Origin of the sequence: Halopseudomonas sp. SMJS2 (genome assembly GCF_029866945.1) — a bacterium.
In the GTDB taxonomy this organism is placed as follows: domain Bacteria; phylum Pseudomonadota; class Gammaproteobacteria; order Pseudomonadales; family Pseudomonadaceae; genus Halopseudomonas; species Halopseudomonas bauzanensis.
This window is the reverse complement of record NZ_CP123445.1, coordinates 1,916,873-1,930,356: the sequence shown is the minus strand read 5'-3', so window position 1 is coordinate 1,930,356 and position 13,484 is coordinate 1,916,873. Positions and strand designations below refer to the sequence as shown.

Genomic DNA, 13,484 nt, shown 5'->3' with positions numbered 1-13,484 from the left:
CATCTTTTGAGCTGCCCCCAACCCAATCAGCTGGGCACAGCCCTCTTCATCGACGCTTGCCTTTGCCGGGGCTGGGGGGCGTGCTGGGCACTTGCTGCAGCCGTTCCACCAGGGCTTCGACGGTATTCAGGCGCAGCGCCGCGGTGCCCATGGGCGCGCTGAAGCGGAATACGCTGCCGCCATCCAGCCGGTAACGCTGCGGGTTGTCCTGAATCAGGCGGATCAGCGTCAGCGGATCGACACTGGTATCGGCAGCGAACTCGACGCGGCCATGCTCCGCGCCAACATCGATCTTGGCGATACCCAGCGGCGCACAGCGCAGTTTCAGCGCGGTGACCCGGAACAGGGTTTTCACCTGTTCGGGCAGCAAGCCGAAGCGGTCGATCATTTCCACCTGCAAGTCCTTCAGGTCGTCATCATTGGCGGCATTGGCGATGCGCTTGTACAGGGTCAGGCGTGCATGCACGTCCGGCAGGTAGTCGTCGGGAATCAGCGCCGGCAGGCGCAGGTTGATATCCGGGCCGCCGCTCAGCGGGTTTTCCAGCTCCGGCTCCTTGCCCTGCTGGATGGCCTTGATGGCCCGTTCCAGCATGTCCATGTACAGAGTGAAACCGACCGCCTGGATCTGCCCGCTCTGGCCTTCGCCAAGTAGCTCACCGGCGCCGCGGATCTCGAGATCATGGGTGGCCAGGGTAAAGCCTGCGCCCAGGTCCTGTGCCGCGGCAATGGCTTCCAGGCGCTTTTCCGCGTCACCGGTGAGTTTGCGCCGGCCGGGGTCAGCAGATAGGCGTAGGCCTGGTGGTGGCTACGGCCGACCCGGCCGCGCAGCTGGTGCAGCTGCGCGAGGCCGAACTTGTCGGCGCGCTCGATGATGATGGTGTTGGCGCTGGGCACATCGATGCCGGTCTCGATGATGGTCGAGGTCACCAGGATGTTGAAGCGGCGATGATAGAAGTCGCGCATCACCTGCTCCAGAGCACGTTCCGGCATCTGGCCGTGGCTGATGCCGATTCGCGCTTCGGGCACCAGCTCTGCCAGGTCGGCCGCGCATTTCTCGATGGTTTCCACTTCGTTGTGCAGGAAGTACACCTGGCCGCCGCGCAAGAGTTCGCGCAGGATGGCTTCCTTGATCACCGCCGGTTGCTGCTGCATGACGAAGGTCTTGACCGACAGGCGCCGCGCCGGTGGCGTGGCGATGATCGACAGGTCGCGCATGCCGGTCATGGCCATGTTCAGGGTCCGTGGAATCGGCGTGGCAGTCAGGTTGAGGATATCCACCTCGCTGCGCAGGGCCTTGAGGCGTTCCTTCTGGCGTACCCCGAAGCGGTGTTCCTCGTCGATGATCACCAGGCCCAGATCCTTGAACTGGACATCGCCCTGCAGCAACTTGTGGGTGCCGATCATGATGTCGATCTTGCCATCGGCCAGCTCCTGGGTGGCTGCCTTGACTTCCTTGGCGGAGCGGAAGCGGGAAATCACCTCGACTTTCACCGGCCAGTCCGCGAAGCGGTCCTTGAAGCTGTTGTAATGCTGCTGGGCAAGCAGGGTAGTGGGCACCAGTACTGCAACCTGCTTGCCGCCATGCACGGCGAGGAAAGCGGCGCGCATGGCGACCTCGGTCTTGCCGAAGCCGACATCGCCACATACCAGGCGATCCATTGGTTGCGGGCCGGTCATGTCTTTCGTTACCGCATCGATCGCGGCTTGCTGGTCGGCCGTTTCCTCGAAGGGGAAGGCGTCGGCGAAGGTTTGATAGTCCTGTTCCGGCTGGCTGAAGGCGTAGCCCTTGCGCGCGGCGCGGCGGGCGTAGACATCCAGCAGTTCGGCGGCCACGTCGCGGACCTTTTCGGCGGCCTTGCGTCGGGCCTTCTGCCACTGCTCCGAGCCCAGCCGGTGCAGCGGCGCGTTATCATCATCGGCGCCGGTATAGCGGGCGATCATGTGCAGGTTCGCCACCGGCACATAAAGTGTGGCCTCGTCGGCGTACTCGAGCTTGAGGAACTCGGCCTCCTGGCCTTCGACGCTCAGATTGACCAGGCCGCGATAGCGACCCACGCCATGGTCGATGTGCACCACTGGCGCGCCTTCGCGCAGTTCGGTCAGGTTACGGATCAGGGTGTCGCCCAGGTCGGTAGCCTTGCCGCGCCGCCGACGCTGCATCACCCGCTGACCGAACAGTTGGCTTTCGGCGATCAGGGCGACGGGCGGGTCTTGGCTCAGCAGCCCTTGATCCACCGGCGCGATCATGATGGCGCAGGACAGCTGGCTGTTGATGAAATCAGCCCAGCTGTCCACCGGCTCGGGCTTCAGGCTGATGCGTGCCAGCAGTTCCAGAAGCGCCTCGCGGCGGCCGGCGGTTTCGGCGATGAACAGCGAGCGACCGTTGAACTCGTCGAGAAAGCGCTGCAGTTCGCGCAGCGGTTGTTCCTGCTTGCTATCCAGCGGCAGCTCGGGCGGCGGGCTGCAATTGAAATTGGTGACCCCGGGCGCTGCCGGTAGCGGCTCGTCGTGGCAGATGACGCGCGGGTAACGCTTGAGCAGGGCGAAGCACTCTTCAACGGGCAGAAACAGTTCTGCCGGCGTCAGCAGCGGTCTGGTCGGATCAATGCCCTGTTCCTCGTGTCGATTGCGTACATCTGACCAGAACTGGGTGGCACTGTCCTCGATGCCGGGCAGGCTGAACAGCAGCGTGTCGTCCGGCAGGTAGTCGAACAGGGTGCCCAGCTCTTCGAAGAACAGTGGCAGGTAATATTCGATGCCCGGCGGCACCATGCCGTCGCTCAGGTCCTGATAAATGGGGCAGCGTCGATGATCGCCCTCGAAACGTTCACGAAAGCGCGCGCGAAAGCCGGTCAGCGCACTCTTGTCGAGGGGGAATTCCCGCGCGGGTAGCAAGTGGATGCGCTCGACCTTGTCGATCGAACGCTGGGTCTCCGGATCGAAGGTGCGCAGGGTTTCGATTTCCTCATCGAACAGGTCGATGCGGTAGGGCAGGCGGCTGCCCATGGGAAACAGGTCCAGCAGCGCACCGCGCACGGCATAGTCGCCATGCTCATAGACGGTATCGACGCAACGATAGCCCGCCGCATCCAGGTCCTGGCGCATGCGGTCGATGTCCAGCCGCTGGCCGACCTTCAGCATCAGCACCGAGCCGCCCAGGAAGGAGCGGGGCGCAATCCGGTGCAGCAGGGTGATCATAGGTACGACCAGGATACCGTGCCCTACCTGCGGCAGGCGGTACAGCGTCTCCAGCCGCTGGGAGATAATGTCCTGGTGTGGCGAGAAGCGATCGTAGGGCAGGGTTTCCCAATCGGGGAAGGTAGCCACCGGCAGCTCGGGAGCGAAGAACCGAAGTTCCTGTTCCAGGCGGTCCGCCATGGCGGTATCCCGGGTGATGACCAGGCTCAGGCCGGTATGCTGGGATGCTGCTTCGGCAATGGCCAGGGCGCGCGACGCGGCGGGCAGGTTGCCCCAGGCTGTTTTGTTACCGAGGTGGCTCTGCAACGGTGCGGCGAACAGAAGTGATGTGTCAGGCATGCTGGTGGGCTTATCTTGTTGCGCAAAACGCACAGTTTAACCCCCCGGGCGATTCCGTGTTGTGATTGCGCTGTTTTTATCTCCACTTGTCGAAGTCTGAGGCCGGTTATATCATGCAACCTGCGTGACGCCGGGCCCCTCTGGCGGTGGTTGGTCCCACCGTGATGTCGGAGTCATAAGTTTATTGAAAACTTTGACAGGAGGGCCGCCATGGAGCCTCTGATTTCGTTTTTGACCAACCCCTTTCTCGGTACTGCTGTCTGGCAATGGTTGCTCTTTCTGACCATCGTGCTGGCCATTCTCGCTTTCGACCTTGGTGTGCTGCACCGCGAAGAACATGAAATCGAAGTGCGTGAAAGTTTCCTGTTGTACGGCGGCTACTTTGCCGTCGGTATGCTGTTCGGTCTGTGGGTCTGGTTCCAGATGGGCTCGGCCAGCGCGCTGGAGTTCTACACTGGTTTTCTGATTGAGCAGTCGCTGTCCATGGACAATGTGTTCGTCATGGCGATGATCCTCGGTTTCTTCGGCATTCCGCGCATCTATCAGCATCGGGTGCTGTTCTGGGGCATTCTCGGGGTGATCGTGCTACGGGCGATCATGATCGGCCTGGGCGCGGCGCTGGTACAGGAATTCGAATGGATCCTGTATATATTTGGTGTGTTCCTGCTGTTTTCCGGTATCAAGATGTTCCTCAGCAAGGATGAGGTGGAGCATACGGACCTGTCGCAGAATCGGATGGTGGTTTTTATCCGCCGGCATTTTCGGGTGACCGACGACTTGCATGGTTCGAAATTCTTCGTCCGCCTACCGGACAAGGCTGGCAAGGTGGTGCTGTTCGCCACGCCGCTGTTCCTGGCCCTGGTGCTGATCGAGCTGGCAGACCTGGTATTCGCCGTGGATAGCGTGCCGGCAATCTTCGCCATCACCCAGGATCCCTTCATTGTCTACACCTCGAACATCTTCGCCATCCTGGGTCTGCGTTCGCTGTACTTCGCCCTGGCTGCGCTGATGCATCGCTTCGTCTACCTCAAATATGCGCTGGCGCTGGTATTGATCTTCATTGGTTGCAAGATCCTGCTGCATGGCCTGGACATCAAGATTCACGCTGGTGTATCGCTCGGCGTTACCTTCGCGCTGCTGGCTGGTGGTGTGCTGCTATCGCTGTACCGAACCCGCAGACAGGTGGCCTGACGGATGACTGAAACGGCTGCTCCGGCGGGCGCTGGGGCGGCCGTTTTACGTTCGGTGATTGCCTCCTCGGTCAGCTAGCCGCATAATATTGGCCCTTTAGCTCCCTGACCCTGGAAGGAAAAGCCGTGACTCAAGCCCAATACGAGCAATGTCTGGAGAACTGGACCGACCGCGAAGCTACCGCTGAAGCGATGATCCCGTTGATTGGACGTTTGTACCGTGAACACAACGTGGTCACCTCCATCTATGGCCGCGGCCTGGTTAACCGCTCCGTTATCAGCCTGCTCAAGTCCCACCGTTTCGCTCGGCAGATTGATGACAATGAACTGTCGGTACATGACACCTTTCCGCTGATCAAGGCGTTGCTGGATCTGGACCTGGGTCCGGCCTCGATTGATCTGGCTCGCCTGGCGGGCAAGTACGCCCAGGAAGGTAACGGTGATCTGGACGGGTTCCTGCGCAAGGAGCTGGCCAGCGTTATCGGTCGCAAGGGTGAGAAGCGCCAGGGCCGCGATGTGGTGCTTTACGGCTTTGGCCGTATCGGCCGCCTGCTGGCGCGCATCATGGTTGAGAAGGCCGGCGCCGGGGACGGGCTGCGTCTGCGGGCGATCGTGGTGCGCAAGGGCGCGACCAATGATCTGTCCAAGCGCGCCAGTCTGCTGCGTCGCGACTCGGTTCATGGCTCCTTCCAGGGCACCATCACCATCGATGAAGAGAACAACACCCTGACCGCCAACGGCAACCAGATCCAGGTGATCTATGCCGGCGATCCGGCCAGCATCGACTACACCGCCTACGGCATCAATGACGCGATCATCGTGGACAACACCGGTGTCTGGCGTGACGAGGCGGGCCTGTCCCAGCACCTCAAGTGCCCGGGTGCTTCCCAGGTGGTACTGACTGCGCCGGGCAAGGGTGATCTGAAGAACATCGTGCATGGCATCAACCATGCGAGCATCACGCCGGAAGACAAGATCGTTTCCGCGGCCTCCTGTACCACCAACGCTATCGTTCCGGTGCTCAAGGCGATCAATGACAAGTACGGTATCGTCAATGGTCACGTCGAAACGGTTCATTCGTACACTAATGACCAGAACCTGATCGACAACTTCCACAAGGGCGATCGTCGGGGGCGCAGTGCAGCGCTGAATATGGTCATCACCGAGACCGGCGCTGCCAAGGCGGTTGCCAAGGCGCTGCCGGAGCTGGGCGGCAAGCTCAGTGGTAACGCGATCCGGGTGCCGACGCCTAACGTATCCATGGCGATCCTCAACCTGAACCTCGAGAAGTCGACTGACCGTGATGAGGTCAATGACTACCTGCGTCACATGGCCCTGCACTCGGATCTGCATAAGCAGATCGACTTCACCAACAGCCAGGAAGTGGTCTCCACTGACTTCGTTGGCTCGCGGCATGCGGGTGTGGTGGATGCCGAGGCGACCATCTGTAACGACAACCGCGTCATTCTGTATGTCTGGTATGACAACGAGTTCGGTTACAGCTGCCAGGTGGTGCGGATTCTGGAAGATATGGCCAGTGTCAATCCGCCGGCCTTCCCGGCATAACATGCAGTAACGAAAAAAGGCGCTTCGGCGCCTTTTTTTGTGGGCGCTCGGTAGCGGTTTGGGCTTGATGGGTCGCGCTTCTTGACCTGGATCAAGCGGGGGTGCTCGGGTGCGACACCTTGACTCAGGAAGGCTTTAAAAATCCGCGCCTTGAGTAGCTTTGGCGGGCCATGATCTTTATACTTGGCAGGATTTTTTGATCGAGGTCGTGGTCGCGTTGTCTGACTGTTTCTGCTCAATTTTTGCGGAGCCGATCGCCAGCTCTGCGCGTTGCCATTGCCTTCTAACAATTCCACTTCGTGATTAGGCTATTCGTATGATAAATATCAAACGGGGCTTGGATCTGCCAATCACCGGCTCGCCCGAGCAACGTATTGAAGACGCCCGTCCAGTCAGAAGCGTTGCGCTTGTAGGTTTCGATTACCACGGTATGAAACCTACCATGGAGGTGCAGGTCGGCGATCGGGTGCAGGCGGGACAGATCCTGTTCAGTGACAAGAAAACCCCCGGTGTGCTTTACACCGCCCCAGCGAGTGGCGTGATCAGCGCCATCAATCGCGGCGAAAAGCGCGTTCTGCAGTCGGTGGTGATCGATGTCGAGGGTGACGATGCCGTTGATTTCGGTAGCCACGCTGCCGAGAGCCTGGAAGGGCTCGATCCCCAGGCAGTACGTGACCAGCTCATCCGCTCCGGTCTGTGGACTGCGCTGCGGACCCGCCCGTACAGCAAGGTGCCGGCGGTAGACGCAACTCCCAGCTCCATCTTCGTAACCGCCATCGATACCCACCCGCTGTCCGCTGATCCGGCTGTGGTATTGCAATCCTGTGGTGCGGATTTTGAAAACGGCTTGAAAGTGCTGGCCCGTCTGGCTGGCGTCTGGCTGTGCAAGGCCGAAGGCGCGAGCATCCCTGGCGAGAATGTCGCTGGTGTGCGCTCCGAGAGTTTTGCCGGTCCGCATCCGGCTGGTCTGCCGGGTACCCATATCCACATGCTGGATCCGGTCAGCGAAAGCCGGCAGGCGTGGCATATCAACTACCAGGACGTGGTAGCCGTAGGTCGGCTGTTCACCACTGGCCGGCTGTCAGCCGAGCGCGTTGTCGCGCTGGGTGGTCCGCAGATTGAGCGGCCACGACTGCTGCGCACCGTACTCGGTGCCAACCTGGAAGAGCTGGTGGCTGGTGAAATGAAGCCGGGCAACAACCGGATCATTTCCGGCTCGGTGCTGGGCGGCCGTCTGGCCCGTGGTCCGGTACTCTATCTGGGGCGCTATCACCTCCAGGTATCGGTGCTGCTGGAAGGAACTCAGCGCGAGATACTGCATTATCTGCGTGCCGGTGCGAACAAGCATTCGATCCTGAATATTTTCATCTCGAAGCTGGCACCTTCCAAGCTGTTCAACTTCACCACCAGCACCAATGGCAGCCCTCGGGCGATGATTCCGGTCGGCAATTATGAAGAAGTCATGCCGCTGGACATCCTGCCCACGCAGTTGCTGCGGTCGCTGATCGTCGGTGACACCGAGATGGCTCAGAAACTCGGCTGTCTGGAACTGGATGAAGAGGATCTGGCCCTGTGCAGCTATGTCTGTGCCGGCAAGTATGAATATGGCCCGATCCTGCGTGACAATCTCACGCGCATCGAGAAGGAGGGTTGATCAATGGGATTGCGTAGTTATCTTGACAAGATCGAGCATCATTTCGAGAAGGGCGGCAAGCACGAGAAGTGGTACGCCCTTTACGAGGCGATGGATACCTTCCTGTACAAACCTTCCAGTGTAACCAGGACCACGGCCCACGTGCGTGACGGCATCGACCTCAAGCGCATGATGATCACCGTCTGGTTGTGCACCTTCCCGGCCATGTTCTTCGGCATGTGGAACGTCGGTTACCAGGCCAACAGCATCTTCGCGGTCGATCCCGATCTGATGGCGGCCCAGGAAGGCTGGCGCATGGCGTTGATCGGCATGCTGGCCGGTTTCGACCCGGGCAGCATCTGGGACAACATCATCCACGGTGCTACCTGGTTCGTGCCGATCTATGCGGTGACCTTTATTGTTGGTGGCTTCTGGGAAGTGCTCTTTGCCTCCGTGCGCAAGCATGAAGTCAACGAAGGCTTCTTCGTCACCTCGGTGCTGTTCGCGCTGATCGTGCCGCCGAGCATTCCGCTGTGGCAGGTCGCCCTAGGCATCAGCTTCGGTGTGGTCATCGGCAAGGAAATCTTCGGCGGTACCGGGAAGAACTTTCTCAACCCGGCATTGACCGGCCGGGCCTTCCTGTTCTTCGCGTATCCCGCACAGATTTCCGGGGATGCAGTATGGACCGCCGTCGATGGTTTCACCGGTGCTACCGCGCTGAGCGTGGCGGGTGCGGGCGGTATCGACGCGGTGGTGAGCAGTGGCCTGACCTGGATGGATGCCTTCATTGGCACCATGCACGGTTCCATTGGCGAGACCAGCACACTGGCTATCTTCATCGGCGGCGCCGTATTGCTGATGACCAAGATTGCCTCCTGGCGCATCGTCGCCGGGGTGATGATCGGCATGATCGCGTTGAGCATGCTGTTCAACGCCATCGGCTCCGAGACCAATCCGATGTTCTCCATGCCCTGGTACTGGCACATGGTCACCGGTGGCTTCGCCTTTGGCCTGATCTTCATGGCCACCGACCCGGTGTCGGCGTCGATGACCAACCTTGGTAAATGGATCTTCGGTGCGCTGATCGGCGTCATGGTGGTGCTGATCCGTGTGGTCAACCCGGCCTTCCCGGAAGGCATGATGCTGGCGATCCTGTTCGCCAACCTGTGTGCACCGCTGATCGATCATTTCATCGTTCAAGCCAATATCAAGCGGAGGCTGGCGCGCAATGTCTAGTCAAAGAGAATCCACTGTCCGCACGCTGGTGGTAGCCCTGCTGGTGTGTCTGGTCTGCTCCGTGTTCGTGGCGGGCGCCGCTGTGGCGCTGCGTCCGACCCAGGTCGAAAATGCCCAGTTGGACAAGCAGCGCAATATCCTGGCGATTGCCGGTCTGGGCAATCCCTCCATGTCCGGTTCTGAAGTCAAAGCCCTGTTCAGCGAGCGTATCATCGCTCGTCTGGTCGATCTGGAAAGCGGACAGTTCAGTGATGAATTCGATGCGCAGACCTTCGATCCGCTGGCTGCTGCCAAGGACCCGGCGCTGTCGAAGAACCTGACCGGAGGCGAAGATATCGCCTCGATCAACCGCCGCGAGAACTACAGCGTGGTGTATGTGGTCGAGAGTGCTGATCAGCAGATGGAAACCCTGATCCTGCCGGTTCGTGGCTATGGTCTGTGGTCAACGCTGCATGGTTTCCTGGCCTGCAGGGCGATCTGAACACGGTTCAGGGTTTCGGTTTCTACCAGCATGCTGAAACGCCCGGTCTGGGGGGTGAGGTGGATAACCCCAACTGGCGCGGATTGTGGCCTGGCAAGGAAATTTTCAATGACGACGGCCAGCTGGCCATCCGCGTCATCAAGGGCAGCGTCGATTCTGCCAGCCCGAATGCCGACCACCAGATTGATGGTCTGGCCGGAGCCACGCTGACAGCCAACGGGGTCAACAATCTGTTGAACTACTGGCTGGGCGAGAACGGCTTCGGTTCCTTTATTGATAACCTGCGCGCAGGGGAGGCTTGATCATGTCACAGCCGACAATCAAACAGGTCCTGCTGGACCCGATCTTCAACAACAACCCCATCGGTCTGCAGATTCTCGGAATCTGTTCGGCCCTGGCGGTCACCTCGAACCTCAATACCGCGCTGGTGATGAGTATTGCTCTGACCCTGGTGTGCGGGTTCTCCAACCTGTTCATCTCGCTGATCCGCAGCCAGATCCCCAGCTCGATTCGCATGATCGTGCAGATGGTGATCATCGCGTCGCTGGTAATCCTGGTGGATCAGGTGCTCAAGGCCTATGCCTATTCGCTGTCCAAACAGCTGTCGGTATTCGTGGGTCTGATCATCACCAACTGTATCGTGATGGGCCGCGCAGAAGCCTTTGCCATGCAGAATCCCCCGGTGTTGTCATTCTTCGACGGCATCGGCAATGGTCTTGGCTACAGCATCATGCTGATCGGCCTGGGTATCGTGCGTGAGCTGTTTGGTGCAGGCAAACTGATGGGCTATACCGTTTTCCAGTCCATCAATGATGGCGGCTGGTATCTGCCCAACGGCATGCTGCTGCTGCCCCCGTCCGCGTTCTTCCTGATTGGTCTGTTCATCTGGGCCATACGGGTATGGAAGAAGGAGCAGGTAGAAGCACCTGACTTCCGCATGGCCCCGCAGGTTTCCAAGCAGGAGGCATACTAATGGAGCATTACATCAGCCTGTTCGTCAAAGCCGTGTTCGTGGAGAACATGGCGCTGGCGTTCTTTCTCGGCATGTGTACCTTCATTGCCATTTCCAAGAAGGTAGAAACGGCTATCGGTCTGGGTATTGCGGTCATCGTGGTGCAAGGCATCACCGTACCGGCGAACAACCTGATCTATACCTATCTGCTCAAGGATGGGGCGCTGGCCTGGGCCGGTCTGCCGGATGTCGATCTGAGCTTCCTCGGTCTGCTCAGCTATATCGGCGTGATCGCGGCGATCGTGCAGATTCTGGAGATGCTGCTGGACAAGTTCGTACCTGCGCTCTACAACGCGCTGGGTGTGTTCCTGCCGCTGATCACCGTGAACTGCGCCATCATGGGCGGCACGCTGTTCATGGTCGAGCGTGATTACAATCTCTCCGAAAGTGTGGTTTACGGCTTCGGCTCGGGTACGTCCTGGGCACTGGCTATTGCCTTGCTGGCAGCCATTCGCGAGAAGCTCAAGTACAGCGATGTTCCCGAAGGACTCCAGGGTCTGGGCATCACTTTCATCACAATCGGACTGATGTCGCTGGGCTTCATGTCTTTCTCTGGCGTACAGCTGTAAGAATGGAGTGAGCAGATGAACTATGAAATTTTTCTCGCCATCGGCATGTTCACAGCCATCGTGCTGGCGCTGGTGGTGGTGATTCTCATCGCCCGTTCCAAGCTGGTGAGCAGTGGCGATGTGAGCATTGAGATCAACGGCGAGCGCACCATCACGGTGCCGGCGGGTGACAAGCTGCTGGGGACGCTGGCGTCCAATGGCATCTTCCTGTCGTCGGCCTGTGGCGGTGGTGGTACCTGTGCCCAGTGCAAGTGCGTGGTGGAAACGGGGGGCGGCGAAATGCTGCCGACCGAGGAATCCCACTTCACTCGGCGCGAGGCCAAGGAAGGCTGGCGTCTGTCCTGCCAGACACCGGTAAAGCAGGATATGAAAATCGAGATTCCGGAAGAGATTTTCGGGGTCAAGAAGTGGGAATGTGTGGTTGAGTCCAATCCGAACGTGGCCACCTTCATCAAGGAGCTGACCCTGCGTCTGCCCGAAGGCGAGAACGTCAACTTCCGCGCCGGTGGCTATGTACAGCTGGAATGCCCGCCGCATACGGTGAACTACAAGGATTTCGACATCCAGCCGGAATTCCGGGGCGACTGGGACAAGTTCGACCAGTGGCGCTATGTATCCAAGGTGGACGAGACCGTCATCCGCGCCTATTCCATGGCCAACTATCCGGAAGAGAAGGGCATCGTCAAGTTCAACATCCGCGTGGCGTCGCCGCCGCCCGGCCGTGACGATGTACCGCCGGGTCAGATGTCTTCCTATGTGTTCGCCCTGAAGCCGGGTGACAAGATCACGGTCTACGGTCCCTTCGGTGAGTTCTTCGCCAAGGATACCGATGCCGAAATGGTCTTCGTTGGCGGCGGGGCCGGTATGGCACCGATGCGTTCGCACATCATGGACCAGCTGCTGCGCATCAAGACCAAGCGCAAGATATCCTTCTGGTACGGCGCTCGCTCATTGCGCGAAGCCTTCTATGTTGACGAATATGACAAGCTGGCTGCCGAGCACGAGAACTTCGAGTGGCACCTGGCATTGTCCGATGCACTGCCCGAGGATAACTGGGAAGGCCCTACCGGGTTCATCCACAACGTCCTGTACGACAATTACCTCAAGGATCACCCGGCACCGGAGGACTGTGAGTTCTACATGTGCGGGCCGCCCATGATGAACGCGTCGGTCATCAAGATGCTGGAAGATCTCGGTGTGGAACCTGAGAATATCCTGCTCGATGACTTTGGCGGTTAGCATGTTAAGTCGCCTTGTTTGGCCCGTCAGTGTTGCTGCTTTGGCAGCAGCCCTGACGGGCTGTTTCAATTCTGCCGAGCCGGTTTCCGAGATCTACGGCTCAACCATGGGCAGCACCTATTCAATCAAGTGGGTTGGTTCCGAGCAGTCACCAGCCGCGGCCGAGGTCAAGGCCTCGGTCGATCAGTTGCTGGAAACGTTCGAAGAAGCAGCTTCCACCTGGCGGCCCAACTCGGAGATGTCCCGTTTCAATGCCGCACCCGCTGGTACCTGCCAGGCTATGCCGCAATCGATACTGGAGATTGTGGAACTGGCGCAGCAGCTGCATCGGGACAGTGACGGCAGCTTCGACCTGACACTGGACCCGCTACTGGCGCTGTGGGGATTCCACGGTGATGGTGGGCAGAACGTGCCGGATGACCAGCAACTGGCTGCCGCCATGGCGCAGACCGGTCACCAGTACCTGCACATCCGCGATGGGCAATTGTGCAAGGATGTCGCCTTGCAACTGGACATCAGCGGTATTGCCGCCGGTTACATGGTCGACGAGGTGGTGGAACACCTGGCGAGCATGGGCATCCAAGATTATATGGTGGAGTTGACCGGCGAGTTGAAAGCCGATGGTCACAAGCCAGGTGGTCGGCCGTGGCGCATTGCCGTGGAAGAGCCGCGGGATGATAGCCGGATAGCGCAGTTGATTTTGCCGTTGCGCGGGCTGGGCGTTTCTACCTCAGGTGATTACCGAAACTATTTCGAACACGAAGGCCAACGCTACTCGCACACCTTCGATCCGGTCACCGGTCGGCCGGTAATGCACGACCTGGCAGCAGTGACGGTTCTACATCCCTCAGCCGCCTGGGCCGATGGCTTGTCTACTGTCCTGTTGGTCAAGGGCTCGAAGCTGGGTTGGGAGTATGCGATCGAGCATGAGCTGCCGGCGTTGTTTGTCATTCGCGAAGGGGATGGCTTCGTTTCCCGAAGCACACCCCAATTCATCGCTCTGCAACAGAGCAAGGAGTAA

General features: G+C 59.6%; 8 protein-coding genes and 2 pseudogenes. 9 read left to right on the top strand and 1 reads right to left on the bottom strand.

All coding sequences use genetic code 11. The features are described from left to right. Positions 1-46: 46 nt before the first annotated feature. Positions 47-3,537: pseudogene (mfd, locus tag QAO71_RS08990) on the bottom strand (transcription-repair coupling factor). Positions 3,538-3,747: 210 nt separating this feature from the next. Here mfd and QAO71_RS08985 point away from each other — a divergent pair. The 9 genes and pseudogenes from QAO71_RS08985 (at position 3,748) to QAO71_RS08945 (ending at position 13,484) form a co-directional block, all read left to right on the top strand. Continuing rightward, the gene (locus tag QAO71_RS08985) at positions 3,748-4,728 is read left to right on the top strand and encodes a TerC family protein (protein ID WP_280164196.1); all 981 of its coding nucleotides are present in this window, start codon (positions 3,748-3,750) and stop codon (positions 4,726-4,728) included. A 125-nt stretch (positions 4,729-4,853) separates the two neighbouring features. Next, positions 4,854-6,293 carry a glyceraldehyde-3-phosphate dehydrogenase gene (locus QAO71_RS08980; RefSeq protein WP_136869508.1) on the top strand — a complete coding sequence of 480 codons (1,440 nt, stop codon included), beginning with the start codon at positions 4,854-4,856 and terminating at the stop codon, positions 6,291-6,293. A gap of 316 nt (positions 6,294-6,609) precedes the next feature. Continuing rightward, on the top strand, positions 6,610-7,947 hold the full coding sequence (locus tag QAO71_RS08975; RefSeq protein WP_280164195.1) for a Na(+)-translocating NADH-quinone reductase subunit A: 1,338 nt from the start codon (positions 6,610-6,612) through the stop codon (positions 7,945-7,947). Positions 7,948-7,950: 3 nt separating this feature from the next. After that, a complete protein-coding gene (locus QAO71_RS08970) occupies positions 7,951-9,162 on the top strand; it encodes an NADH:ubiquinone reductase (Na(+)-transporting) subunit B (RefSeq protein ID WP_036989652.1) in 1,212 nt (403 codons plus the stop codon). Continuing rightward, positions 9,155-9,945 (top strand): annotated as a pseudogene (locus QAO71_RS08965) (Na(+)-translocating NADH-quinone reductase subunit C). The gene QAO71_RS08970 and the pseudogene QAO71_RS08965 overlap by 8 nt, the downstream one beginning before the upstream one ends. Then, on the top strand, positions 9,942-10,616 hold the full coding sequence (locus QAO71_RS08960) for an NADH:ubiquinone reductase (Na(+)-transporting) subunit D (RefSeq protein WP_211242647.1): 675 nt from the start codon (positions 9,942-9,944) through the stop codon (positions 10,614-10,616). The pseudogene QAO71_RS08965 and the gene QAO71_RS08960 overlap by 4 nt, the downstream one beginning before the upstream one ends. Then, the gene (gene nqrE, locus QAO71_RS08955; RefSeq protein ID WP_036989655.1) at positions 10,616-11,224 is read left to right on the top strand and encodes an NADH:ubiquinone reductase (Na(+)-transporting) subunit E; all 609 of its coding nucleotides are present in this window, start codon (positions 10,616-10,618) and stop codon (positions 11,222-11,224) included. Before QAO71_RS08960 ends, nqrE begins: the two co-directional genes overlap by 1 nt. A 15-nt stretch (positions 11,225-11,239) precedes the next feature. Then, a complete protein-coding gene (gene nqrF / locus QAO71_RS08950; protein ID WP_036989656.1) occupies positions 11,240-12,463 on the top strand; it encodes an NADH:ubiquinone reductase (Na(+)-transporting) subunit F in 1,224 nt (407 codons plus the stop codon). A gap of 1 nt (position 12,464) precedes the next feature. Further along, entirely contained in the window at positions 12,465-13,484 is a 1,020-nt protein-coding gene (locus QAO71_RS08945) for an FAD:protein FMN transferase (RefSeq protein ID WP_280164194.1), read from the top strand.